Annotated in this window: 29 protein-coding genes; 9 read left to right on the top strand and 20 right to left on the bottom strand. The window is 41.3% G+C overall.

The genetic code is table 11. From position 1 onward, the window contains the following. Window positions 1–3: 3 nt before the first annotated feature. Complete coding sequence (gene mtaB, locus CPC19_RS06030; RefSeq protein WP_015006165.1) at window positions 4–1,290, top strand: tRNA (N(6)-L-threonylcarbamoyladenosine(37)-C(2))-methylthiotransferase MtaB; 1,287 nt, start codon at window positions 4–6, stop codon at window positions 1,288–1,290. On the opposite strand, the gene cysZ is transcribed toward mtaB, so the two are convergent. Further along, the gene (cysZ, locus tag CPC19_RS06025; protein ID WP_035850530.1) at window positions 1,282–2,013 is read right to left on the bottom strand and encodes a sulfate transporter CysZ; all 732 of its coding nucleotides are present in this window, start codon (window positions 2,011–2,013) and stop codon (window positions 1,282–1,284) included. The two genes, mtaB and cysZ, sit on opposite strands and share 9 nt — an antisense overlap. Before the next feature lie 136 nt (window positions 2,014–2,149). Between cysZ and CPC19_RS06020 the strand changes: the two genes are divergently transcribed. After that, window positions 2,150–3,727, top strand: a complete 1,578-nt coding sequence (locus CPC19_RS06020; protein ID WP_016390115.1) for a MinD/ParA family protein — start codon at window positions 2,150–2,152, stop codon at window positions 3,725–3,727. Between the two features lie 30 nt (window positions 3,728–3,757). Here the strand turns inward: CPC19_RS06020 and CPC19_RS06015 are convergent, their stop codons facing one another. The 14 genes from CPC19_RS06015 to CPC19_RS05950 all read right to left on the bottom strand — a co-directional run bounded on the left by CPC19_RS06015 (window position 3,758) and on the right by CPC19_RS05950 (window position 15,066). Next, window positions 3,758–4,534, bottom strand: coding sequence for a TatD family hydrolase (locus CPC19_RS06015; protein ID WP_016390114.1), 777 nt, complete (start codon window positions 4,532–4,534; stop codon window positions 3,758–3,760). A 66-nt stretch (window positions 4,535–4,600) separates the two neighbouring features. Next, entirely contained in the window at window positions 4,601–4,957 is a 357-nt protein-coding gene (locus tag CPC19_RS06010) for a PilZ domain-containing protein (protein ID WP_015006169.1), read from the bottom strand. Window positions 4,958–4,968: 11 nt separating this feature from the next. Beyond that, complete coding sequence (locus CPC19_RS06005; RefSeq protein ID WP_016390113.1) at window positions 4,969–5,958, bottom strand: DNA polymerase III subunit delta' C-terminal domain-containing protein; 990 nt, start codon at window positions 5,956–5,958, stop codon at window positions 4,969–4,971. Then, window positions 5,951–6,580 (bottom strand): dTMP kinase, encoded by a 630-nt coding sequence (gene tmk, locus CPC19_RS06000; RefSeq protein WP_015006171.1) that lies wholly within the window; start codon window positions 6,578–6,580, stop codon window positions 5,951–5,953. The genes CPC19_RS06005 and tmk overlap by 8 nt, the downstream gene beginning before the upstream one ends. A 2-nt stretch (window positions 6,581–6,582) precedes the next feature. Then, complete coding sequence (gene mltG / locus CPC19_RS05995; protein WP_016390112.1) at window positions 6,583–7,581, bottom strand: endolytic transglycosylase MltG; 999 nt, start codon at window positions 7,579–7,581, stop codon at window positions 6,583–6,585. After that, window positions 7,581–8,438: an aminodeoxychorismate lyase gene (gene pabC / locus CPC19_RS05990; protein WP_016390111.1), complete on the bottom strand. Its 858-nt coding sequence runs from the start codon at window positions 8,436–8,438 to the stop codon at window positions 7,581–7,583. The genes mltG and pabC overlap by 1 nt, the downstream gene beginning before the upstream one ends. Next, complete coding sequence (locus tag CPC19_RS05985; RefSeq protein ID WP_016390110.1) at window positions 8,431–9,780, bottom strand: aminodeoxychorismate synthase component I; 1,350 nt, start codon at window positions 9,778–9,780, stop codon at window positions 8,431–8,433. Before CPC19_RS05985 ends, pabC begins: the two co-directional genes overlap by 8 nt. Before the next feature lie 15 nt (window positions 9,781–9,795). Next, a complete protein-coding gene (gene fabF, locus CPC19_RS05980; RefSeq protein WP_016390109.1) occupies window positions 9,796–11,034 on the bottom strand; it encodes a beta-ketoacyl-ACP synthase II in 1,239 nt (412 codons plus the stop codon). A gap of 73 nt (window positions 11,035–11,107) precedes the next feature. Further along, window positions 11,108–11,344: an acyl carrier protein gene (acpP, locus tag CPC19_RS05975; protein ID WP_015006176.1), complete on the bottom strand. Its 237-nt coding sequence runs from the start codon at window positions 11,342–11,344 to the stop codon at window positions 11,108–11,110. 165 nt (window positions 11,345–11,509) lie between these two features. Next, entirely contained in the window at window positions 11,510–12,241 is a 732-nt protein-coding gene (fabG, locus tag CPC19_RS05970; RefSeq protein WP_015006177.1) for a 3-oxoacyl-ACP reductase FabG, read from the bottom strand. Further along, on the bottom strand, window positions 12,241–13,179 hold the full coding sequence (gene fabD / locus CPC19_RS05965) for an ACP S-malonyltransferase (RefSeq protein ID WP_016390108.1): 939 nt from the start codon (window positions 13,177–13,179) through the stop codon (window positions 12,241–12,243). The genes fabG and fabD overlap by 1 nt, the downstream gene beginning before the upstream one ends. 32 nt (window positions 13,180–13,211) lie before the next feature. Next, a complete protein-coding gene (locus CPC19_RS05960) occupies window positions 13,212–14,174 on the bottom strand; it encodes a beta-ketoacyl-ACP synthase III (RefSeq protein WP_016390107.1) in 963 nt (320 codons plus the stop codon). 66 nt (window positions 14,175–14,240) lie between these two features. Beyond that, window positions 14,241–14,417 carry a 50S ribosomal protein L32 gene (rpmF, locus tag CPC19_RS05955; RefSeq protein ID WP_015006180.1) on the bottom strand — a complete coding sequence of 59 codons (177 nt, stop codon included), beginning with the start codon at window positions 14,415–14,417 and terminating at the stop codon, window positions 14,241–14,243. Window positions 14,418–14,553: 136 nt separating this feature from the next. After that, a complete protein-coding gene (locus CPC19_RS05950) occupies window positions 14,554–15,066 on the bottom strand; it encodes a DUF177 domain-containing protein (RefSeq protein WP_016390106.1) in 513 nt (170 codons plus the stop codon). A gap of 39 nt (window positions 15,067–15,105) precedes the next feature. Between CPC19_RS05950 and CPC19_RS05945 the strand changes: the two genes are divergently transcribed. Beyond that, window positions 15,106–15,693, top strand: coding sequence for a nucleoside triphosphate pyrophosphatase (locus CPC19_RS05945; protein ID WP_016390105.1), 588 nt, complete (start codon window positions 15,106–15,108; stop codon window positions 15,691–15,693). Between the two features lie 3 nt (window positions 15,694–15,696). Here CPC19_RS05945 and gloA read toward each other — a convergent pair whose 3' ends face one another. Together gloA and CPC19_RS05935 are read right to left on the bottom strand one after the other, a co-directional pair. Then, complete coding sequence (gene gloA / locus CPC19_RS05940) at window positions 15,697–16,074, bottom strand: lactoylglutathione lyase (RefSeq protein WP_016390104.1); 378 nt, start codon at window positions 16,072–16,074, stop codon at window positions 15,697–15,699. Window positions 16,075–16,100: 26 nt separating this feature from the next. Continuing rightward, window positions 16,101–16,700: a transglycosylase SLT domain-containing protein gene (locus tag CPC19_RS05935; protein ID WP_016390103.1), complete on the bottom strand. Its 600-nt coding sequence runs from the start codon at window positions 16,698–16,700 to the stop codon at window positions 16,101–16,103. Between the two features lie 239 nt (window positions 16,701–16,939). Here CPC19_RS05935 and CPC19_RS05930 point away from each other — a divergent pair, with 239 nt between their 5' ends. Next, complete coding sequence (locus tag CPC19_RS05930) at window positions 16,940–17,959, top strand: GGDEF domain-containing protein (RefSeq protein WP_016390102.1); 1,020 nt, start codon at window positions 16,940–16,942, stop codon at window positions 17,957–17,959. 36 nt (window positions 17,960–17,995) lie between these two features. Here CPC19_RS05930 and CPC19_RS05925 read toward each other — a convergent pair whose 3' ends face one another. Together CPC19_RS05925 and CPC19_RS05920 are read right to left on the bottom strand one after the other, a co-directional pair. Then, window positions 17,996–18,778 (bottom strand): ABC transporter permease, encoded by a 783-nt coding sequence (locus CPC19_RS05925; protein WP_016390101.1) that lies wholly within the window; start codon window positions 18,776–18,778, stop codon window positions 17,996–17,998. After that, entirely contained in the window at window positions 18,771–19,703 is a 933-nt protein-coding gene (locus tag CPC19_RS05920) for an ATP-binding cassette domain-containing protein (RefSeq protein ID WP_015006187.1), read from the bottom strand. Before CPC19_RS05920 ends, CPC19_RS05925 begins: the two co-directional genes overlap by 8 nt. Before the next feature lie 157 nt (window positions 19,704–19,860). On the opposite strand from CPC19_RS05920, the gene pdhA reads away from it, so the two are divergent. Genes pdhA through CPC19_RS05905 form a run of 3 tightly spaced genes read left to right on the top strand, consistent with a single transcriptional unit; the run spans window position 19,861 to window position 23,007 of the window. Continuing rightward, the gene (gene pdhA / locus CPC19_RS05915) at window positions 19,861–20,937 is read left to right on the top strand and encodes a pyruvate dehydrogenase (acetyl-transferring) E1 component subunit alpha (RefSeq protein WP_016390100.1); all 1,077 of its coding nucleotides are present in this window, start codon (window positions 19,861–19,863) and stop codon (window positions 20,935–20,937) included. Beyond that, window positions 20,930–21,910 (top strand): alpha-ketoacid dehydrogenase subunit beta, encoded by a 981-nt coding sequence (locus CPC19_RS05910; protein ID WP_016390099.1) that lies wholly within the window; start codon window positions 20,930–20,932, stop codon window positions 21,908–21,910. The genes pdhA and CPC19_RS05910 overlap by 8 nt, the downstream gene beginning before the upstream one ends. Next, on the top strand, window positions 21,907–23,007 hold the full coding sequence (locus tag CPC19_RS05905; protein ID WP_016390098.1) for a dihydrolipoamide acetyltransferase family protein: 1,101 nt from the start codon (window positions 21,907–21,909) through the stop codon (window positions 23,005–23,007). Before CPC19_RS05910 ends, CPC19_RS05905 begins: the two co-directional genes overlap by 4 nt. Here CPC19_RS05905 and CPC19_RS05900 read toward each other — a convergent pair. After that, window positions 23,004–23,603, bottom strand: coding sequence for a TIGR04282 family arsenosugar biosynthesis glycosyltransferase (locus CPC19_RS05900; RefSeq protein WP_016390097.1), 600 nt, complete (start codon window positions 23,601–23,603; stop codon window positions 23,004–23,006). The genes CPC19_RS05905 and CPC19_RS05900 overlap by 4 nt on opposite strands. Window positions 23,604–23,690: 87 nt before the next feature. Between CPC19_RS05900 and dapC the strand changes: the two genes are divergently transcribed. Both dapC and dapD read left to right on the top strand, forming a co-directional pair. Further along, entirely contained in the window at window positions 23,691–24,887 is a 1,197-nt protein-coding gene (dapC, locus tag CPC19_RS05895) for a succinyldiaminopimelate transaminase (protein WP_016390096.1), read from the top strand. 27 nt (window positions 24,888–24,914) lie between these two features. After that, entirely contained in the window at window positions 24,915–25,733 is an 819-nt protein-coding gene (gene dapD / locus CPC19_RS05890; RefSeq protein WP_016390095.1) for a 2,3,4,5-tetrahydropyridine-2,6-dicarboxylate N-succinyltransferase, read from the top strand. The last annotated feature ends 1 nt before the right edge of the window (window position 25,734 follow it).

Below are 25,734 nucleotides of genomic sequence, written 5' to 3'. Positions count from 1 at the left end.
CCAATGCGCGTTCACCTTAAAACATTAGGCTGCCGATTAAACGAAGCTGAAATAGAATCTTGGGCAAATGATTTTGTTGCCGAAGGGCACCAGCTTGTTAATCAGGAAACTGAGGCCGATATTTTGGTACTCAACACCTGTGCGGTCACGCAAGGAGCCGTAAGAAAATCTCGCCAACTTGTGCGAAAAACACATCAAAAAAACCCGAGGGCAAAACTTGTTGTGAGCGGTTGTTATGCCACCTTAAATGAGCAAGAAACTGTTGCCTTAGATGGCGTTGATCTACTCGTTAATAACCAACAAAAAGACCAATTAGTCACCTTAACACTTAATGAACTAAGTGAAGAAACAATGCCGAGCATTGCAACTGAGCCTAATGAGGTTGCGTTATTTTCTAGGGGACGCCAACGAGCCTTTATCAAAGTGCAAGATGGCTGCCGATACCGTTGTAGTTTCTGCATCGTCACCATTGCCAGAGGTGATGAGAAAAGCAAATCTATTGACAGTATCGTCGCCGAAGCCAACGCCCTCCACCAACAAGGCATTTCAGAGATTGTTATTACAGGCGTACACCTAGGTGGTTATGGTAGTGATACAGGTAGTAATCTATACAATTTAGTAACAGCCTTATTACAACAAACAAGTATTCCAAGAATCCGTATGGGGTCTTTAGAACCATGGGATTTACCGCAAGGCTTTCTTGAATTATTTAAAAACCCAAGGTTAATGCCACATATGCATTTACCAATACAAAGCGGCTCAGACACGGTACTTAAAAGAATGTCTCGGCGCTGTAAAACAAGTGAGTTTCGTGCGCTTGTATTAGAAGCACGTAAAATAATGCCGAACATCAATATCACATCCGACATCATTGTTGGGTTTCCCGGTGAAACTGATGACGAGTGGCAACAAACGCTAGATTTTGTACAAGAAATGCAATTCGGTGACTTACATATTTTTACCTACTCAACTAGAGAAGGCACCAAAGCAGCCTCTATGCCAAACCAAATTAGTACGCAGATCAAAAAAAGCAGAAGCCAAGCTCTTCATACCCTTGCGGCATCAGCAAAACGCGCCCAAATGGATAAACTAGTCGGTCACACTGTTAATGTTTTATGGGAGGATAGCCACCAAGTTGAGACTGACGGTGTCAGCACATTATTCGGTTATAGCCCAAATTATTTACGTGTTAAAATCACTAGCACAGAGCCTGAAAAACTCAGTAACCAAATCATTCCTTGCAAGCTGACTTCAATTGAAAATAATGTATTTAATGCCGAATTAGCCTAACTCTCCTCGTTCATAAAATAGTTTAGTGGCACCTGCTACTGCTACTGCAGGTGCAAACAAATTGATGACAGGAATAGTGGTTGCCAACAAACTTATACTGCCAAACGTCATCGTGTTGACACGAGACCTGTTTAGCATACGTTTTTGATCATTAAATAAAATCTTGTGGTTTTCAAATGAATAGCCTGCATATTCAAATGTTAAAAACCAAGCACTAAATAATAACCATAGCGGCAGGCTAATTACATTAATGCCAGGTATCACCGACAGTATTAACAGTGGAACCGCACGAAGTAAATAGTATGTGATCTTACGTAATTCCAACCCTAACATCTGAAACACTTCTTTAAGAAACGTGTCAGCATTTACTTCAACATAAGGCTGCCCCTTTAGATGCGCTTCTACGCCTTTGGATAACTGGCCATAAAAAGGTGCCGCAATAATGTTAGCAACCAAGGTAAAGCAATAATAAACAATCGCTAAAATACTGGTCATAAAGATAGGCAAAATCAACCACGCTAACCAAGATAACCAACTTGGCAACATAGAATCGACCATTGTTGATAAATAGTGCCACAGCAGCCAACTTGCCACACTAAAGAGCACCACATTAATCATTAGGGGAATAATAACGAAACGCCTTAATCCTGGCTGGCGGATTAAGTGGAAGCCCGCAATAAAGCTACCAATACCATGAGAAAATGATGTTAGGTTTGTTTTCATTTTATAGAATATAAATTTTTAACTTATTGGGAAGGTATTTTGATAAAATCAAAGTTACTTTAACTTAACGTTTTACAGTAACGGACTAGCGATTGATCAAATGGAATTAGCTTACACTAACACAAGTATAAACAGTATGAGCCAGCCAAAAGCAAAAGTTATCACAGTCACCAGTGGTAAAGGGGGCGTTGGTAAGTCTAGCACGGCCACTAATCTAGCGCTTTCTCTTACCGCGTTAGACAAAAAAGTGTGTGTATTTGATGCTGATGCTAGTTTGGCCAACATTAATATTCTATTAGGTATTCAACCAACGTATACCTTACAACATCTTTTAAACGGCGAAAAAAACTTAAAAGAAATTATTATTGATGGGCCACGCGGCTTAAAAGTTGTTCCCGGCGCGACCGGAATTGCTGAATATGCGCAATTAACAAATGAGCAAAAACTGATCTTATTAGCGGCTTTAGATAAACTCCAACAAGATTTTGATTATCTCATTATAGATACGGCTGCAGGCATTGGCGATGATGTTCTTGATTTTATTAGAGCCTCACAGTTTTCAATTATTATTATTACCCCCGAACCCACTTCTTTAACTGACTCCTTTTCATTACTTAAAGTTTTAAAACGCTCAAACTATAATCGAACTTCATATATTCTCGTGAATATGGCTTTAGATGCCGAGAATAGCCAAGCAATATATAAACGTTTTGAGTCGGCTGTAAAAAAATATATTGATGTTGACATTAACTACCTGGGCTATATTCAAGTAGATGAAACCATGATTTCATCCATCAGGCTTCAATGCCCTGCTGTATTGTTAAGTCCAGACTCTAATGCAAGTGGCTGCTTTAAAAAATTGGCTCAAGAATTAGACAAAGAGGTTGCTGAACAAACTGTCGACTCATTCAGTGAGTTTTGGCGCCAGCAAGATGGCATTGACTCACGTGCTCAAACACCTTCTGAAACACCAGTCGTTACGTTTAAAGAAGACACTTTACCTAATACTGTTACACCGCCTGCTAGTGTAAAAACACCGCTTAGCTTTAAACAAGCCGCCGATTTTTGCATTGCCCAATTATCAACGGGTGATGTAACAGAAGAAGATTCAGCCGCTTTTTTAGAGCAACTTGCCCAGTTTCAACCACAAGTACCCGAAGAGCCCACGACTCAAGCAGATCAAGCACCCTCTTCGTCATCTATCCGAGAACTATACAGTTACCTTGAACAACGCTCTTTTCCTAAAGACGAACTGCGAGAAATCGTCACAACACTTGAGCAAGTATATTTTGAAAAACACGCGGAAAGTCTTAATAGTTTTGAATCGAGCAGCTTAAAATTATTTGCTCAGTTCAGCGGAAATGAAGACGACTTACACTATCTCAATCAGCAACTTAGTTCATGTTTCCAACGCGAATTTAAGAAGCCGCTATATGATGTTCTTGAGCACCTTGAAAGTTTAGTCAGCTCAAACAATTTTAGCCAGCAAAGCTTTGACGACCTGTTAAGTGAATTATTATCCAGTTATCAGAAAAAATTTAATGAGGCTTATAAAACCATGGCTGATGAAAACCTCAAATCCGCAAGGGAAGAAATTTCAGTTTTACAAAAGCAATTAAGCGACATTAATAACGAACTAAATGACACAAACAACACGCTAACCGAAAAAATAATGCTGTTAAATAAGATCCAAGCACTTCTACCCTCTTCCTAATTTCTTAAGATGGCGCAAAGCCTCGCTAGATTAACGATCAAACAAAGTAGAGTAGTTTTTAGCACTCATTTGTGCTGTGGCGTCTAAGGATAAACCTCTTAATTCTGCCATTTTTTCTGCCACATATTTTACGTAATTAGGGTAATTTGGCTTTCCTCGCATCGGAACAGGCGCCAAATAGGGAGAGTCTGTTTCTATTAAAAAACGGTCATTGGGCACTTTTTTTGCCACTTCTTGAACTTGCTTAGCATTTTTAAATGTAACAATGCCTGAGAATGAGATATAAAACCCTAAGTCCAGTGCTTGTTTTGCCATCTCCCAATCTTCAGTAAAACAATGCAACACACCAGCACACTCACCAGCAGATTCTTCCTGCATAATTCTAATTGTGTCCTGCTTTGCATCACGGGTATGGATGATAATCGGCTTATCAATTTTCTTTGCCGCCCTGATGTGATGACGAAAACGTTGCTGCTGGGTAAGTACCTCAGTCTCTTTTTCAATTCTAGAGTAATCTAAGCCGGTTTCACCAATGGCCACAACCTGATCTTTCAAGGCAATATCCACTAATTCATCAACACTTGGATCATGGCCATCCATCTCATTAGGGTGTACACCGACCGATGTAGAAATATTTGCAAAACCGTTCACCAAATCTCGCATTGCAGGGTAATCTTCCCAATTAATTGACACACATAACATATGCTCTAATGAATCAGCTTTCGTAGCTTCTAAATATTCACTAAGACTATTTGAGAAAGGGCTTAGATCAACACGATCTAGGTGGCAATGTGAATCTATAAACATAGGTATTATCCTCTATAAATAAAAAACGGCCTTAAAGGCCGTTTCAAGAACATTCATCAAGTAACATTACATGGTGTGTGTAGGTCGCCCAGTTGCAGAGGTTCCTGCCAAATATGTTTCTATTTTTGCTCGCGCTGCACCACCGTCTTGTTCATTAAATTGAACACCAACACCGTTCGATCTGGAGCCTTCTGCGCCCACTGGGGTTATCCAAATAATTCGCCCAGCAACCGGAATTCTTTCTGCCTCGCCCATTAGACTTAACAACATAAATACTTCATCACCTAAGCTATATTTCTTATGGGTTGGGATAAACAAACCGCCCCCCTCAACATAATCCATAAACGCCGCATACAATGCATTTTTATCTTTAATCGTTAAAGATAAAATTCCTTGGCGAGACTCTTTTCCTGTAGGGGTCATTTAACTAGCCTTTATTTACGTGTTAGTGAATAACTTTGTATCGCGAACTCTTCTAGCATTAACTGTTGGTTAACTTGATTAGACTCTAACGATGTTAAATAATTTAACTGCTCTAACAAAGTATGCATTCCTTTTAAGTGTAGCGTTTCTATAAAAACTTTCAAGTCAGCTCTCAGTTCAGGGTTCATTAGCTGATTATCTAACGCACCATGAGCGCACTTGATTGCATCAGATAGCCACGACATCAGCCATTTTAAAACAGGCAAGCCTTTTAGGCTAATACATTTTTCAGCAAATAGGACTGGATCTAAACGCCCTTTCAAAAGCTCTATAAAGTTATTCAGTAACAGCTTTCTGATCTTCAAGGCCTCTTTTTGCCATAATTCTTTAGCATAAAGAGGCGCGTTGTTAGCTAAACTCAAATATTGTTCTGGCTCCTTACAGCCCAAACCAACTAACCAATCCTTTGCCTCAGTCAGCTCAATACCCTTAACGGTTATAAGCTGACAACGACTTCTTATTGTTGCGGGTACTTTCGACAGTTGATTCACTATCAAAACCAGGCAGGTATTTTCGCTAGGTTCCTCTAAGGTTTTCAGTAAACTATTAGCCGCTGAATGAGACATCGCATCGGCTGGGTCAATAACAACAATTCTTGGTTTAGTATATTGATTGCTTAATGCTAATGATGACATTAACTGCCGGATGGGTTCAATTTTAATACTCGTTTTGCCCTCTTCAGGTATTACATGAAAGAAGTCTGGGTAATTATCAGCTTTAAACAATAAACACGCTTCACATAAGCCGCAAGCAAACGGCTCATCAAGAGATGAAGAACAAACAGCTCGATGGGCAAATGCGATAGCCAACGATGACACCCCTAACCCTTCGTTGCCAACTAAGATCAAAGCACTGGGTAAGCGGTCTTGCTTTAAGTAACGAGATAATGGCCCCCAATAGTTTTGTAACCAAGGGTAAACTGCTTGTAATTGATTACTCATCTAGCAATATTTTGTCTAAGTAAACGGCTATATTTTTCTGTACTTGTTGCAAAGGGTCAGAGGCATCAACAACACCAAAGCGTTTAGGTTCTGCCTTTGCTCTATCCAAATATACTTGCCGAACATTTTCAAAAAATACTTTTTTTTCAGATTCAAAACGGTCAGGATCACTTCTATTCGCCGCTCGTTGTAAGCCAATATCCACCGACAAGTCTAACAAAATGGTAAGGTCGGGCAACAAGCCCTTTTGAACAAATTGTTCTAGCCAGCTAATATCAGCAACTTTAAAATGACGCCCGCCCCCTTGATACGCATACGTAGCGTCCGTAAAACGATCACACACAACCCACTTGCCAGATTCTAAGGCCGGCATAATGACGTTTTTAATGTGTTGAGCCCGTGCCGCAAACATTAAGAGAAGCTCAGACTCATCACATAATGACTCATCATCATGGTCTAATAACAAGCCTCGAATTTTTTCGGCTATTTTTGTGCCACCAGGCTCTCTCGTTGTAACAACCTCTTGCCCGGCTAATTTTATATAGTTAGCAATGAACTCCAGATTTGTTGTTTTACCAACACCTTCAACGCCTTCAAGGGTTAAAAACTTTCCCACTTTCATTATTATTGCTTCCGTTGGTATTTGTTAACCGCTGCATTATGTTGCTTCAACGTTTCAGAAAATATATGCGTGCCATCACCATTCGATACAAAATATAAGTTTTTAGTGTCTTCTGGGTGTAGAACTGCGTCGATCGCCGCCTTACTAGGCATTGCTATTGGTGTCGGTGGAAGCCCATAACGTGTATATGTGTTATAGGGAGTGTCCTTACGTAAATCTCTATACCTTATATCACCGTCATACCCATCTCCCATACCGTAAATAACAGTTGGGTCTGTTTGTAGTTTCATACCTATTTCAAGTCTACGGATAAAAACACCCGCTATCTGCTTTCGTTCGTGAGCAGCCCCCGTTTCCTTCTCTACAATAGATGCTAGAATCAGTGCATCATAAACGCTTGGTATCACTGTTCTTACATCTCTTTTAGGCCATGCTGAATTAACGAAAACCTGCATCGAACGGTATGCACGACGAAGAATATCTACATCAGATGTATTTTTAATAAAAAAATATGTTTCGGGTAATAGCATCCCCTCTAAATGTTTTTCCGGAATATTCAATAACGTTAAATACTGACTGATACTCGCTTGTTCAGGCAGTGTTTTTTTAATCGCTGGATGCTCTCTAATGTCCCTTAAAACTTCCTTAAACGTTTGGCCTTCAATAATTGAAATAGCATATTGATTAACCTTGCCTTTGACTAGAAAATTCAATATTTGCACCGGTGTCAAACCTGGAGAAAATTCGTACTCACCTGCTTGTATTTTATTGGCAGCTCCTTCAAACCGTACATGCCATTTAAACCAAGGTCCATCTACCACGCCTTTCTTATCCAGCGTTGAAATAATTTGATTTAGGTTTTGACCTTTTTCAATGTTCACAACAACAGAGCCCATCTCGTTAGAAATAGACGATTCATTCATTGCATAGTTGTACATCATCCAAAACCAACCAAATAATAAACTACAAACAATAATTGTTATTGCTAATAAGCGCCGCATTAGTTTTTTCCCGCGTGTTGATCGACTTGATGCTGAATATCTGCCAGTACGCTATCTAACGCCCAGTGTGCATATGGACCCACCTCTTTAATAAAGGCTTTGTCATCAATTCTAAGTTGTTTAATAGCTCGTATAGGCATTAAACTATTTGTCATAAAAACCTCATCTGCATCTATTACGTTCTCCACAGACAGCTCCATTTCTCTACAATCCATTCCTTCTTGAGTCGCTTGAGCTATTAAGTAATCACGAATGATTCCTCTAACTCCCGCATTTTCTAATGTAGGCGTCATTAAAACACCCTTGCTAACAATAAAAATATTACTCATTGTTCCTTCAATCACTACGCCCTCAACATCGAGCATTAAACCTTCGGTTGAAACAGTATCGCCAAATTCACTACGTGCTAACACTCGTTCTAATTGATTCAAGTGTTTAAGCCCAGCCAATAAGGGTTGGCGGCTTAGCTGAGTATGACATAAAACAAGGTCTAAACTAAGCAGTGGATTTTTTACCGTTGCCTTAGTTGCAGAAAAAGACACTAGCCGTGTTACGTTAGGGTTTTTGGGCGGCAAAAAACCTCTTTTACCGACACCTCTTGAAATCAATAATTTTATAACCCCACATTGATTTGTCTCGATGAGCTGAAAGATTTCTCTTTCTAAAATATCCTTATTAAGAGGTGGAAAACCCAGCACTTCGCAACCTTTTTGTAAGCGCTGCAAGTGTTCTTCAAGATAACAAGGGCAACCAAACTCCACTAGAATGGTTTCAAACAGGCCGTCACCATATTGTAAGCCCCTGTCTGAAGCATTAATTGAGTCACCATATTGACCATTAATTAGGGTCTTATCCATTATTAATATTCAACGCTTGTAATAAAGCTTTGGCTTTATGTCGTGTTTCTTCAAGTTCTTTTTCTGCAATTGAATCCGCCACGATTCCTGCCCCTGTCCTCAATGTTAACTGCCTATCATTAATGGTAAAGGTTCTTATTAATATGTTTAGGTCTAGGTTGCCATTACGATTAATGTAGCCCATCGACCCGGTATAGGCACCCCTTGGCGTTTTTTCTAGTTCATTAATGATCTCCATACAACGAACTTTAGGACAACCCGTTATTGTACCGCCAGGGAAAACTGCTTTAATCACGTTTGAGGGCGACATGCCCGAGACCAATTTACCAGTGACGTTTGAGACTATATGATGCACTTCTGCATAAGATTCCAAGCTCATTTTCTCATCAACCTTTACCGTACCGGTTGTACAAATTCGCCCAAGATCATTACGAATGAGGTCAATCAACATAATATGTTCTGCGCTTTCTTTTGCATTAAAAAGTAACTCTTGCGCAAAACTATTATCTAACAGTTCATCTTTATCTCTGGGCCTTGTGCCTGCGATAGGTCGCATTTGCACAACATCGTCAACACAACTAATTAAACGCTCCGGAGATGATGAGCAAATAACCGTCTCGCCGAAACAAGCCAACCCAGCAAAAGGTGAAGGGTTATGTACCCTTAGTGAACGATAAACATCTAAATAATCACTCTGACCAGCAAACTCACCGGCCCATTGCCTAGAAAGATTAACCTGTAAGGTATCTCCTTCAATTAGATATGACTTAATCTTTTTTACACCCGCTAAAAAGGCGTGCGACGGGTCTTCTTTTAACTTGACTGTTGGATAGTTAAACTCACTCTTTTCCAGGCTCTCTAGATCAACCAATACTTGTTTAATTAAAGCATCATGTCCCTTTTCGCACACAATCCAGCAACGGTTATCCTGATGGCTTCTTATGATGGCTAAAGGGATTCTTACAGCACTCACCACCGGTAAGCTTTTATCTACTTGCAGATCGGAAAGTTTTTCTTCAATAACACCAATAAGTTCATAACTTAAAAAGACAAACCAGCCCCCCGTAAAAGGAAGGTTGTCAGCCTTGCTTGCTACTTTCTCTCGTTCAAAAGCATGATCAAACTTAGCGAAAAATTGATTATTTTTTATGTTTGATGATTCAATTTTTTCGCCAGGAAAACCGAACAATATATCGAAAGCATTGGCTGAATGACTCGCATCATTACTTTCTAATAAAAATGGATAGCGCTTAGAATTCGCCGCATGGCAATCTAATAGGTCAAAATCTGAAGCAATTTCGATTTTAAAGTAATCGCCACAGTCTTTTATATCCAGTGTCACCTGGCAGGGTATAAGCTAAAGTCGTTTAAAGACGAGCGTGCCGTTAGTACCACCAAACCCAAATGAATTTGACACAACAACATTCATTTCCATTTGACGTGCTTCATTTGGCACATAATCTAAATCACAATCAGGATCAGGCGTAAATTGATTAATGGTCGGTGGCGCCACTTGATCACGCAACGCTAAAACAGAAAATACTGCCTCTGCGCCACCGGCTGCTCCTAGCATATGACCAGTCATGGACTTGGTTGAACTCATCGGTACTTTATAAGCATTATCACCTAATAAAGTTTTAGCTGCGTGCGTTTCAGCAACATCCCCAGCAGGTGTCGAGGTACCGTGGGCATTGATATAACTGACTTGTTCTGCATCTAACGAAGCGTCTTTTAAAGCATTTCGCATGCAACGGTATGCGCCATCACCATTCTTTGATGGCATGGTCATATGAAATGCATCGGAGCTCATTCCATAGCCGGCTAATTCTGCATAAATTTTTGCACCGCGTTTTTTAGCATGCTCATATTCTTCAAGCACCAAAACACCGGCACCATCACTTAAAACAAAGCCATCACGGTCTTTGTCCCAAGGACGACTCGCCGTTTCGGGTGAATCATTCCTACGTGACAAGGCACGCGCAGAAGAAAACCCACCATAAGACGTCACTGACGTGGCCATTTCTGCCCCACCAGCCACCATCACATCAGCATCACCGTATTGAATAATGCGCATTGCATCGCCAATATTATGCGCACCTGTTGTGCATGCCGTTACAATGGCGAAATTTGGCCCTTTCAATCCACGTAAAATTGAAAGGTTTCCTGAGATCATATTGATGATGTTTGATGGCACAAAAAACGGTGAAATCTTTCTTGGCCCACCTTTTTGAAAGCCTTCAAAACCAGCTTCAATGCCTGAAATACCACCAATACCTGCACCAATGGCTACGCCGATTCTTTCAGCATTTTCATCCGTCACCTCAAGACCAGAATCATCTAAAGCTTGGATTCCAGCCGCAACACCGTAATGAATAAATGGATCCATTTTTTTTGAATCCTTACGAGAAAGATAGTCATTTACATCGAAATCTTTAACGGCTCCACCAAAATTTGATGGAAAATCAGTTGTATCAAACCGAGTTATCGGGGCAATACCACTTTGACCATTTAAAATATTTTCCCAAGAATCTGCAACATTACCACCAACTGGTGACAACAAACCCAACCCTGTAACTACTACTCGACGTTTAGACACAATATGAACTCTCTAACATAAAACAAGCACGGCTTACGATAAAGTAAGCCGTGCTTGATAAAAAGAAATTGATTTATTCTGCGTTATTATTAACGTAGTCAATTGCTTGTTGAACAGTTGTGATACCTTCAGCTTGTTCATCAGGAATCTCACAATCAAACTCTTCTTCAAGAGCCATCACTAACTCAACCGTATCCAATGAATCTGCACCTAAGTCATCGATGAATGATGCTTCGTTTGTTACTTCTTCTTCCTTCACACCAAGTTGTTCTGCAACGATTTTTTTGACGCGCTCTTCAATATTACTCATTTTTCTATTCCCTCTGTATTTTTGGAACCACAAATTTAATTTGTGGTGTTCATATTATATTGCTAAATTTGTGGTCTTCTTATTATATTGCTAAATTAAAAAAGTTTAAACAATTCTATATATCAAACCAAGGACTACTACTAAAAACTTACGATCAATTATTCATTACCCCATATACATGCCACCATTAACATGTAAAGTTTCCCCTGTAATGTAAGCCGCTTTATCAGAACATAAGAAGGAAACAGCATTTGCTATCTCTTTTGCATCACCAAGACGCCCAAGAGGAACCCCTTCCAATAATGAAGCTTTTTGCTCATCTGGTAAGGCTTTTGTCATATCTGTGTCAATAAAGCCTGGAGCCACCGTATTGACTGTGATATTTCTTGAGCCAACTTCTCTCGCTAACGATTTACTAAACCCGATAATCCCTGCCTTAGCAGCTGCATAATTTGCTTGCCCAGCATTACCGGTTACACCAATAACTGAGGCAATACTAACAATCCGCCCTTTTTTATTTTTCATCATACCGCGCAAACAACCTTTACTAACGCGGAATATTGAACTTAGATTGGTTGAAATAATATCATCCCACTCATCATCTTTCATTCTGAGCATAAGATTATCTCTGGTAATCCCAGCATTATTCACCAACACTGTAGGCGCACCCACAGTAGATGTAATGTCTTTCAAGACCGACTGAATTGAATCTGTGTCGGTAACATCTAACGTCATTCCTTTACCTGAATCAGATAGATAATCTGATATAGCCGCCGCGCCGTTATCAGAAGTGGCCGTTCCAACAACATAAAAACCATCAGCGACCAGCTGTTGCGCAATGGCTTTACCTATCCCACGACTTGCTCCAGTAACCAATGCAATTGGTTTATTATTCATCATAATGCCTCTATCGTTTTATTAAATGAGCGCTCATCACCTAACGAGTAAAGTGCTAATGATTTATTAATTCTTTTATTTAATCCACTTAGCACTTTACCTGGACCACACTCAATAATGGTATCTATTCCGGCATCAGTTAACATCTCAACTGTCTCAACCCAGCGTACCGGCGTGTGTAATTGTTTCATCAGAGCCTGCTTAATATCAGATGCATCGTTATGTTGCGCTACATCCGTATTGTGTATGACTGAAATGGTTGGTATTGAAAACCTAACTCCGCCCAATACAGCCATTAACTTTTCAGCAGCTGGAGCCATCAACGCACAATGTGAAGGTACACTGACTGGTAACGGCAACGCTCTTTTTGCGCCCTGTTCTTTCGCCAACTCTATTGCTCTATTAACTGCGTTCGTATTACCTGCAATAACAACCTGACCTGGTGCATTAAAATTAACAGCCGAAACAGTTTCTCCCTCAGCCGCTTGATTACAAATATTTACTAAGTCAGCTACTTCAAGACCTAATATTGCAGCCATCGCTCCCTCACCTTCAGGGACGGCTTGCTGCATAAACATCGCACGTTGCTCAACCAATTTAACTGCATCAACAAAGTCCAAACTTCCCGCACAAACAAGCGCTGTATATTCACCCAAGCTATGGCCAGCCATAAACGAGGGAGTAACTTCCGCTGTAGATTGGAGCACGCGCCACATGGCAACACTTGCTGTTAGTATCAAAGGTTGTGTATTTTGTGTTTGGTTCAACTCTTCAACAGGCCCATTTTGGGCTAACGCCCATAAATCACGGCCTAATGCTTGTGATGCCTCATCGAAGGTTTCTTTGATTTGATTATAGTGAGCAGACAGATCACCTAGCATACCGACAGCTTGGGACCCCTGACCTGGAAAAACAATGGCTATTTTGTTTGATGACATAATGTATTAAATGATTTGAATTTACTGAAGACTTACATTTTTACAAGAGCAGAACCCCAGACAAAACCACCACCAAAGGCTTCCATCAAGACTATTTCACCTTTTTTAATTCGCCCATCTCTAACTGCTTGATCTAATGCAAGAGGCACTGAAGCAGCAGACGTGTTGGCTTGATTTTCTATCGTGAGAACAACCTTTTCCATCGGCATATTCAGCTTTTTTGCAACCGAGGAAATGATTCTTATATTAGCTTGGTGCGGTATTAACCAGTCAACATCTGATTTATCCATGTTGTTGGCTTCAAGTGTTTCATCCACAACACGGCTTAATGTTTTAACCGCAACTTTATACACATCATTGCCGTGCATCGTCATGAAAGCCTGATCACCTTCTTGTTTTTGGTCTTTGATTGGATTGTTCACATACAGCAGATCTTGATATTGACCGTCGGCGTTCATATGCGTTGATAAAATACCGGGCTCTTCTGATGCTTCTACCACAACTGCGCCCGCACCATCACCGAAGATCACACACGAGCTTCTATCTGAATAGTCAAGAATCCTTGAATTCGCTTCTGAACCGACAACCAGTGCTTTTTTTGCGCCCCCAGCTTTTATAAATTGGGTTGCAATGCCCAAGGCATAAATAAACCCTGAACAAGCCGCCTGAACGTCAAAAGCTGCCCCACCGTTTGCGCCCAGCCTATTTTGTAAAATACACGCCGTACTAGGAAAAACCCTATCAGATGAACTGGTAGCAACAATAATAAGATCGATTTCAGAGGCATCTAACCCCGCTGCTTCAAGTGCGTTATTAGACGCAATCTCAGCCATACTGGAGACAGACTCTTTTTCATCGATAACGTGTCTTTGCTTTATTCCCGTTCTGGAATAAATCCACTCGTCAGTCGTCTCTAATGTTGATTCAAAATCTTTATTAGTAACAACTTTTTCAGGCAAATAACTACCTGTACCGGTTATTTTCGCATTAAACATAAACTAATGCCTTACCTAACAACACGAAGCTGAACGGCCCGAAGATACGTTAAAACAAAAACCTTATTAATCTTTATCAGCGACAACTTGTTCGCCGCGGTAAAAACCATCCGCACTCACATGATGACGCAAATGAACTTCACCAGTTGTAGGCTCAGTTGATAATGTTTTCGCTGTCAACGCATCGTGTGAACGACGCATACCACGTCTTGAACGTGATTTTTTACTTTTTTGTACTGCCATCTCAAATTCTCCAGAGAATTAATAACCCTTATCGCTTTTAAGCCATAAGTCTTTCCACAACAAAACACATTTGTTTTGCTGACATTAGTTTTTGCCCATTGGACATTATTTCTTGAGTAGACGCTAAACCTTCTGTCTAATTCAACTTTAACTTTTCTAAAACCTCAAACGGATTCTTCTTTTTTTCCGTTTCAAGCCCATAATCTTTGCTTGCGCTACTTTTAGGCAACTCAACCGGACACACTTCGTGCCTTGCTATGGATGGAAGCACTAACACCACTTCTGCCTCAACGACATCGCTGATCAGCAAGCGCTCACCATCATACAAGTAAGGCTCACAATCATCTGGTATTAATGATGCTCTAGCCTCATCATTGATAATCGCCAATTTCACATCTATATTGACCGGAAAATCAGTCAATTCTAAACAAGCGGCGCATTGTAACACGAGATCTGCTGAAATCCGACCTGTTAAAACAACAAATTTTCCGGCTTTTGAAAATGTTAAATCTGCCCTTATTGAAGAACTAGACGGATCAATATCAGCCTGTATTTGCTGTAATTCATCGTAAGGCAGTTCGCCTGTAATGTTTCGTTCTTGACTGGCGCACAACGATGGGTCAACTTCTATCTGCAATGTCTTGGTCATATTAGGTAAAATGATCTTAATTCAAATTAACTATATTATATGAAAAATCATCCGACATTAGTATTAGCTTCTAGCTCACCTTTTCGTAAAACGCTGCTAAAAAAAATTTATCCTAACTTTGAAACCGCCTCACCGAATATTGATGAATCGTTTAAAGCCAACGAAAGCCCTATTCAACTTTCAAAACGTCTCGCGTTTGAAAAAGCGACCGCGTTGACGCCAGACTTTCCTAACCACCTCATTATTGGCTCTGACCAAGTCGCCATGCTTGGGGATCAGCAACTTACTAAGCCCGGCGAATTTAACAAGGCCGTACAACAGCTAACACGCTCATCAGGGAAAACCATTGTCTTTTATACCAGCTTAACGCTTCTAAACTCTAAAACTCACGAGAGCATCACCGAAACAGACATCTGTAGAGTGCATATGAAAACCCTATCTCTTGGGGAAATAGAAAACTATGTACTCAGAGACAAACCATATGGCTGCGCGGCTGCTTTTAAATCAGAAGGCCTAGGCATCGCTTTATTTGATCGCATTGAAGGTGAGGACCCCAATGCACTTATCGGGCTGCCTTTAATCAAGCTGACTAATATGTTAACAGCAATGGGCGTTAAAATACTTTAATAGTCAGGCCAGCAACTCTATCGAATAGCCATCAGGGTCTTTAACAAACGCTAAAATACTGTCTGTGCCCTTCATCGGCCCTGCTTCGCGTGTTACCGCCCCGCCTTTTTGACGAATTAGCTCACATGCTTCATAGACATCAGCAACTTGTATGGCAATATGCCCAAACGCATCCCCTAGGTCATAGGCACCTTTATCCCAGTTATGCGTTAGCTCTATAACTGTACCGGCACTTTCAGGCTGATACCCGACAAACGCTAAGGTAAAACGGCCCTCAGGAAACTCCTTGCGCCTCAATAGCGTCATCCCTAACACCTCTGTATAAAATTCAATAGAACGGTCTAAATCTGCGACACGAAGCATCGTATGTAATAAACGCATATTTCTCCTTTAGAAAGTCTTAATAGTTAAAGCACCTTATGACCATTTAAATAATCTTGGTAATAAGTCACCACTTTTTTTACATACTGTTCTGTTTCCGGATAAGGTGGCACCTTATTTCCATATTTCAAAACAGCTGATTCACCTGCATTATAAGCAGCTAGGGTTAGTTTAATATTAAATTTAAACAGTTCTAATAAATACCTTAAATACTGAACCCCGCCACGAATGTTTTGCACTGCATCAGTACGGTTACTGACTCCATATCGTTTTGCCGTTCCAGGCATTAATTGCATCAAGCCTACGGCTCCAGCTCTTGAGACAGCCTTTCTATCATAAGCTGATTCAGCATGAATAATAGCCATCACCAACGCAGGGTCGACCTTATATTGCCTAGCTTGCTGTTTAATCAGCGGTGTCAATTGACGACGATTACGCTGAAAGTTTTTATACTCAATCGTGCCTTTTTTAGGCGTCCGCATAATAAGCTTAAAACCACCCCCGACGGGGTTATCTGTAAAATAAACATGGCCGTTTTTATCGACTTTTTTGTACAGGTCGGCCTGTGTTACTGGTATAGCAACCAGCAACAAAATAAGCAAAATAAAATGATTAACACAACCCATATATTTTCTCAAAAAGCCAAGGAGATTCAAAAGCTCTTTATAACACAGCTTCTTACCCAACTGCCTCGAATAAACCTTTACTGACAGTTACTAAACAGGCAAATAAAATGAGACCTCCCTCACAAATTTAATCATATAATGACTAAATAAAGCAGATAAACTCACCAAACCCCAGCTGTTTACATCTGGCTTCAAATTTTGTACTAATATAAATACAAACCGTCAAATAGAGGAATTAAATGTTACAACAAGACGAACCCAAACAAGCCGCCGAATATTTAAGGCAAGCGATCCCAATGTTGTCACAACATAACTTACCTCCCACCCCCATCAACTACTCTATTTTTTACAGTTATTTATCTGGTAATTCCCAGACCCTTAATGACGTCATCGATAGCATTATTAGTGAAAAAAAACCTTTTACATTAGCTATCATGCTGGAACTTTATGAAAAATACATCAATGGTGGAGCAACCCTAGAACAACAAGAAAAAATACAGCACTCCTTAGAAAAAGCCATGTCTTCAGCATCTGAAGAAGTCCAACAGGTCAGCAGTGGTGCCGGAGAGTTTGACAGCACGATAAACAAACATGCAGAAACTTTATCCTATACAACTGACCCACAAGCTGCTGCACTGGTGCTCAAACAAGTCATGCAGGATACACGAGAGATGGTTAAGAACAATCAGGCCACCCAAGCAAGGATGCAAGAAACAAATGCTGAAATTCTTAAAATGAAAGCCGAATTAGAGGCAGTAAAAGCAAGCTCTGAAAAAGATGCGTTAACAGGCCTTAAAAACAGAGGCGCGTTTGATAAAGCGATAGATAACGTTGTTCATAGTGAAACCAATTTAAGTGCAACCCTGGTTCTACTTGATATTGATCACTTTAAGCGTGTAAACGATAATTTTGGCCACCTTGTCGGCGATCGAGTTATTCGTTACGTTTCCGCACTTTTAACCCAGATTGTTGGCTCAGAGCACCATATTGCTAGGTATGGTGGTGAAGAATTTGCAGTTATTTTAACCGGCCTGGATATTGACAACGCGAAGCAGCTGACGGAAAAAATACGTATTGCAATGAGTAACAGTAAGCTGCAACGAAAAGAAAGTGGTGAAGCCATTGGAGAGGTAACAATCTCCGCAGGTATCGCAACAGTTAAAGCAACCGATAGTGTTGAACTGTTAATTGATCGCGCCGATAAAGCACTGTACCAAGCAAAAGAAGCAGGCCGAAATAAGGTTGTTATAGCCGCATAATTATAACGATTAATTCTTACCTTCAATCACAAAGGCTCATTTAATGAGCCTTTTCTTTACCCTATAGGCGGCTATACTACCCGCCGTTATACTAAATACCAACAAGACCAATACATGCAGCAGCACCAATGACACTTCTCCACCTGTCATTAACGGGCGCACCAAGGAAATAGCGTGATACAAAGGTAACACGGTAGCAATCCACTGAACCATTTGCGGCAAGGTATCTATAGGGAAAAAGACGCCACTAACTAAAACCATTGGGGTAATAAATAGCGTCGTGTAATAAAGAAAAAAATCATAACTTTTGGCGCTTGATGTCATTAACAACGCCAATGATGAAAAACACAGCCCCGTTAGAAAAGCAACGGGCAACACTAATAACGCCCAGCCATTTTCCACCAACCCCAAGAAGGCAGCGACAATTAATATAGCACTGACACTGATAAAACTTTTAGTCGCCCCCCAGAGTATTTCACCAAAAACTACCTCGCCGACATTCACCGGTGTCGTCAGCATGCCTAACCATGTTTGCTGCACTTCCATTCGAGTATAGGCGGAATACATGCCTTCAAAACTTGCCGAATTCAACGCGCTAGTGCAGACAACCCCTGAGGCCAAAAAAGCCATATAGGGCATTCCCTCAACCTCGCCCACAAATCGGCCCAAGCCATAACCCAATACGATTAAATATAACAAAGGCTCACCAAAGTTACCCAGCAATGAAGGCCCAGCAAGCTTCCCCCAAACGCGAATATTTCGCGACCAAATTGACCGACTTCTGGATAAAAATAGTTTCAGTTTAGCTAGTTTATTCACGCAAATCTCGCCCAGTTAACTTGATAAAAACATCTTCTAAATTCGCGGGACGAAACAGATAATCATCATGCGTCCCTTGCTCTAACACAGCCAAAGCATGGTTCATTTTCTCGCCATAAAAAAAGCAAATATCCCCTGATTTCTCAAACCGAGCGAGCGTTTTATCCTGCTTTAGCACCGATATTAAATCGTCCGAAGCTGCATGAACTTCAAGAACATGTGATTCAATTTCATCCTTAATCAACTCCTTAGGTGGCGAATCGGCCATCACCTCGCCGTAGTCCATCACAATAACCCGATCACATAAGCGCTCAGCCTCTTCCATATAGTGCGTCGTTAAAATTAGAGTAAGCCCCTGTTTTTTTAACTCGCGAAGCTTTTGCCAAATAGCTTGGCGTGCTTGTGGGTCTAGCCCAGTCGTTGGTTCATCCAGAATCAATAATTTAGGCTTATTAATCAAAGCCCTTGCCAATGATAGACGCCGTCTCATGCCTCCAGATAAAGCTGATATTTTACAGGCCGCTTTATCTTCTAACGATGCAAATGCAAGAAGCTCTTTTGTTCGTTCTTTTAATGTTTTTTCGTCGATACCAAAAAAACGTCCATAAACGTATAAATTTTCTTCAACGGTAAAATCAGGGTCCAAATTATCCATTTGAGGTACAACACCGACAGATTCCCTGATAAGCGATGCGTTTGCAGGCATCGGCAACCCTAAAATTGAGAGTTCTCCGGTATCTATCGGACAGTGACCAACCAACATCCTTAACGTCGTCGTTTTACCTGCGCCATTTGGACCCAATATTCCACAAAAACAACCCGCTTCAATATTTAAATCTAGTTCATTAACCACCTGTTTATTATTATAAAACTTGGAGATTTTTTTAATCTGTACGATGTGCGATGCAGAATTGACAGCATTCATTATTAATAACGATAAACTTTTTATTGGCTAGATATTATAACTGGCTGGCTATAAAAAACAGTTATTATTCTGGGTGCCTGATGCTCATAAAGACTGAACTTTTATCATTAAATATAGACTAACCTTTTATCTACATCATTGTAGGGATACATTTTAGATGAGTGAAAACAATGGAACCAACATTGAATACCTAAGCTATCTTGATGAACACGGAGCGTTATTACAACCTCTTCCAACGCCACTTCAAAACCGCGAAACGCTAACTCAGCTCTACCGCACACTCGTTACATCAAGACTTTTTGATGAAACGATCATCAATCTACAGCGGGTTGGAATCATCGGCACCTATGCCTCGAATAGAGGGCAAGAAGCAATAGGAACCGCTATTGGCAAAGCGATGCTTAAGGATGATGTCTTTATCCCCTATTACCGTGATATCTGCGCACAAATTCAACGAGGTGTACAGCTTGAAGAAATTTTGCAATATTGGGGCGGCGACGAAAGGGGCAGCCATTTCAAACATCAAGCTCACGACTTCCCCCTCTGTGTACCAATCGCCACTCAACTTTGTCATGCAATAGGGATTGCCTTTGCCCTAAAGTACAAATCCACTTCAAAGGTGGCGGTTGTAACTTGCGGAGATGGCGCCACTTCTAAAGGTGATTTTTATGAGTCATTAAACATCGCTGGCGCCATGTCGCTTCCAACACTATTTATTGTTAATAACAACCAATGGGCCATCTCCGTGCCCTTAGCTCAACAAACCGCTTCAAAAACGCTAGCTCATAAAGCACTTGCAGTTGGAATTGATGCAATACGTGTTGATGGTAATGACGTGCTCGGCATGTTAATTAGCATCGAAAACGCGCTGGAAAAAATACGAACTAATCAGCGACCTTTTTTCATTGAAGCCATCACGTATCGAATTTGCGATCATACAACGGCAGATGACGCGACACGTTATATAAACCCTGCATTATTCGAAGAAGCTCAACACAAAGAACCCCTAATTCGTTTTAAAAACTACCTAACTGAGCAGCATTCATGGACAACAGATGAAGACCAACAATTATATGCCGCAGCACAAAAGCAGATCAACATAGCAGTCGCTAATTACAAACAGCTCCCTGCTCAACCCGCCGGGGAGTTTTTTGATCATATGTACGAAAAAATTCCTGCCGATCTGGCCGAACAAAAACAACGCTTTCTCTTGGCGCTTAATCATCATGAATGAGTGGACGATGATTGATGCGGTCAACCGCGCAATGGCTAATCAAATGCGAGTTAATGACAACATTGTTGTATTAGGTGAGGATATTGGAGCCAATGGCGGTGTTTTTCGCGCCACAGATAAGCTGCAAAAAGAATTTGGGAGCAAACGCGTTTTTGATACACCCCTAGCCGAGTCAGCCATCGTTGGCATGTCTATTGGTATGGCCAGCCAAGGCTTAATTCCAATTGTTGAAATTCAGTTCATGGGGTTTATCTATTCCGCCATTGATCAAATTCTTAACCACGCTGCTCGCCTACGTAACAGAACGAGAGGCCGCTTAAGTTGCCCGATGGTTATTCGAGCACCCTTTGGCGGCGGCATACACGCACCTGAACACCATTGTGAAAGCACCGAAGCTCTTTTCGCCCATATTCCAGGCTTACGTGTGGTTATTCCCTCCTCGCCAGCCCGTGCATACGGCCTATTAATTGCTGCCATACAAGACCCCGACCCCGTTTTATTTTTAGAACCAAAGCGTATTTATCGTGATGGAAAGCAAGCTATTAAAGATAACGGCCAACCCTTACCTTTAGACACTTGTTTTGTGCTCCGTGAAGGTATTGACCTTACACTTATCAGTTGGGGCGCCATGCTTAAAGAAACCCTTGCTGCGGCAGAGCAATTAACACAACAGGGTATCGATGCAGAAGTTATCGATGTTGCGACCATTAAACCGCTCGATATTAGTAGCATAATCGATTCTGTTAATAAAACAGGCCGCTGCATTATTATTCACGAAGCCGCTAAAACAGGCGGTGTTGGTGCTGAAATAGCCGCCCAATTAGCTGAAAAAAGCATTACTTCTTTACTCGCTCCCGTTCAGCGGGTCACTGGTTACGACACCGTTATGCCGATGCTCAAAAATGAGCATTATTATATGCCCAGTGCTCAACGCATCATAAACTCAGCAATACAGATAATGGAGTACCGATGAATATATTTCATTTACCCGACTTAGGCGAGGGCCTTCCAGATGCAGAAATCGTAGAATGGCATGTTAAAGTTGGCGATAGCATCTCCATAAACGCTCCACTAGTCTCTGTTGAAACCGCTAAGGCTATTATTGATATACCGTCACCTGTCTCAGGTACTGTTAGCCATTTATATGGTGATATTAATGAGGTGATAAAAACGGGTGACCCACTTGTAGAATTTGAAGGTGATACAGAGCACGATAGCGGAACAGTTGTCGGCGAAATGGAAACCAGCGATGTTTTAATAGACGATAAATCGAGCAGCAACAAAAGCATACGCTTTAATGCCAAAGCCACGCCTGCTGTTAGAGCACTTGCTCACCGCTTGGGAGTTGATCTATCGATGGTCACGCCAAGTGGCCACGACGGCTTGATACAATCGGATGACGTTCGGCGTGTTGCAAGAATTCTATCTGCTGTCGGCCCAATGGAACCTTTACGAGGCGTACGTAAAGCAATGGCTAGGAACATGAGCCAATCACATGCTGAAGTAGCGCCTGCTACGGTAGTTGATGATGCCGATATCAGCCTGATCAAAAACACCGCCGATATCACCCCCAGGTTAATTCGTGCCCTTGTTGCAGCTTGCCAGACAGAACCAGCTTTAAATGCTTGGTTTGACTCACATGCTCTTGGTAGACGCCTATTAAGCTCCATTCATCTCGGTTTAGCAGTTGATGCACCACAGGGTTTATTCGTTGCTGTTTTACGCGATATTGAAAAAGAAAATCTAGACGGTATTAAACAAAAACTGGCAACTTTAAAAAGTAAAATTGAACAACGAAGTTTTTCAGCTGATGAATTACGAGGCTACACCATCACCTTGTCAAATTACGGCAGTATTGCAGGGCGCTACGCAATGCCCGTTGTATTGCCGCCCACCGTTGCGATTGTTGGCTCAGGTAAAGCTCGCGAAGAAGTTGTTGTAATAGAGGGAAAAATGCTGATTAGAAATATCTTACCACTGGCCATCACCGTTGATCATAGGGTCGTTACAGGTGGTGAAGCCACGCGCTTCTTAAAAGCTTTCATAGAAGACCTTCAACAGCCCCATTAACTAGCCTGCCATCGCTTTAAATCGCTTAACGTATCAACATCCCAAAGCATCGGCAACAAGCTATATGTTAGTTTTGCACCTGTCAATGCCTTCAAGGTCTGGCTTAGTACCGTTGCTTCACCCCAATCAACCTGACTAAACATATTGTCGCGCACCTTGGTGCAACCAATTAATACAAAACCACCATCTTCTGCCGGCCCCAAAACCACCTTCGAGTCTGTCAGCAACTGAAAGGCTTCCATTAAATAATTGAGAGTAAAAACTGGGCAATCGGCACCAATCAACACAACCCTATTTGCCTCGTGAAGCCCTTGCTCAAGAGCATACTTCATCTTATCACCCAGATTAGCGCCGCGTTGTTTGCGTAGGGCAAATTTATATTTCTTAGCAACCTGCTGAAAAAAGTCATGTTGTAAATCAGGCGCACACCATAGTTGGACGCTGTAATTACTGCTAGCAGCTAACTCAACAACACTGCTTAATAACATTATATATACATCAGTTGCTGCCTTCACACCTAGTTCGGGTATCAAGCGCGTTTTTACAAAACCGTCTATAGGTGCCTTCGCAAAAATTTGCAGTACTGTATCAGCCATCAGATTTGCTATTATTGTTAGCTTGGAGCGTTTTATCCTAAACGCTAATCACCTATACTACCACGCTACAAAAAATATCCTTTCGTTATGAACCCAGATTTAGCTTCTCTTCAACCGTACCCATTTGAGAAACTCGCTAAACTCAAGCACGGTATTACACCACCCAATCAGTTAGAGCATATCGCTTTATCTGTCGGCGAACCCAAGCACCCTACGCCTCAAATAATTACCGATGCGTTGCTAAAACACTTACATACCCTTGGCCAATACCCAACCACAAAAGGGCTAGACGAATTACGTCAAAGCATTGCCGCATGGCTTTCTCAACGTTTTGATATAAACCCTAACGCGCTTGACCCAAACACACATATTTTACCGGTTAGTGGCACACGAGAAGCCCTCTTCTCATTCGCACAATGCGTTGTCCAACGAAGTGATGAGGCCATCGTTGCCATGCCAAACCCCTTTTATCAAATATACGAAGGGGCAACTTTATTAGCCGGTGCAAAACCATTCTTCATCAATTGTGATCAAGAAAACAATTACCTGCCCGATTACGACAAAGTAAGCACAAAAACATGGAAAAACTGCCAACTACTTTATATATGTAACCCTGGCAACCCCAGTGGTGCAAACCATACCGAGGCACAACTAAGACAACTTATTGAACTAGCACACCGTTATGACTTCATCATTGCGGCGGATGAATGTTATTCAGAGATATACACCACTGAACACAATAAACCATTAGGTTTATTAGAGGTCAGCCAGAACATGGGCAACACAGATTTTTCACGTTGTGTTGTTTTTCATAGCCTGTCCAAGCGCTCAAACGCGCCGGGTTTGCGATCAGGGTTTATTGCTGGCGATGCTAAGGTTCTAAAAAGCTATTTTAATTACCGTACTTATCACGGCTGCACCATGCCAACGCCGACCCAACATGCCAGTATTGCCGCTTGGGGACACGAAGAACATGTTAATGAAAACCGCATTCTTTATGCTCAAAAATTCAAAGATGTGCTGTCTATAATTGACGATAGCTTGGATGTAAAAGCACCCGACGCGGGCTTTTATTTATGGGCAAAAACACCTATTTCTGATATCGACTTTGCACAGCAACTGTTCGAAAAACAACATATCACCGTGTTACCTGGGCAGTTTCTAGCCCGCAATACAAACGACGGCAATCCTGGTTTAAATCATATTCGTATGGCGCTGGTAGCACCAGTGGGCGAATGTTTAGACGCCGCATACCGAATTAAACAATTTATACAAACTCTTTAAACTATCATTAAATTATAGGATTAACACATGCAAAACCTTGAAAACATTATCAATGAAGCTTTTGAAAACCGCGCTGACTTTGATTCAAAATCAGTCTCCTCAGAAATTCGCAGTGCCGTTGAACAAGCACTTGCTATGCTAGACAGTGGCGAAGGTCGTGTTGCAGAAAAAAAAGACGGCGACTGGGTGGTCAATCAGTGGTTAAAAAAAGCTGTTTTATTATCGTTCAAGATCAACGACAACCGCGTCATGGACCGTGATGAAAACCGCTTCTACGATAAAGTAGAGACTAAATTTGCTAACTACACTGAAGAAGATTTTAAAAATGGCGGTATGCGTGCTGTACCAGGTTCAGTGGTTCGTGCAGGTTCATACATTGCACCTAATGTTGTCCTCATGCCCTCTTTCGTTAATATTGGCGCCTATGTAGATAGCGGTTCGATGGTTGATGGCTGGGCAACAGTTGGCTCATGTGCACAAATCGGTAAAAATGTTCATTTATCGGGCGGTGTTGGTATTGGTGGTGTTCTAGAACCATTACAAGCAGGCCCTACCATCATTGAAGATAATTGTTTCATTGGCGCACGCTCTGAGATTGTTGAAGGCGTTATTGTTGGCGAAGGTTCCGTGATTTCAATGGGTGTTTACATCGGCCAAAGTACAAAAATTTACAACCGTGAAACAGGCGAAATTATGTATGGCCGTATTCCTCCTTACTCTGTGGTTGTACCGGGCAATTTACCATCAAAAGACGGTACACATAGCTTATATGCGGCCATTATTATCAAAACGGTGGATGAAAAAACTCGCAGTAAAACTGGTTTAAACGATTTATTAAGGGATTAAT

This window comes from Cycloclasticus sp. PY97N (genome assembly GCF_002443175.1).
Lineage (GTDB): Bacteria > Pseudomonadota > Gammaproteobacteria > Methylococcales > Cycloclasticaceae > Cycloclasticus > Cycloclasticus pugetii.
The sequence above is the reverse complement of the archived record's forward strand: the minus strand, read 5'-3'. Positions and strand labels throughout refer to the sequence as shown.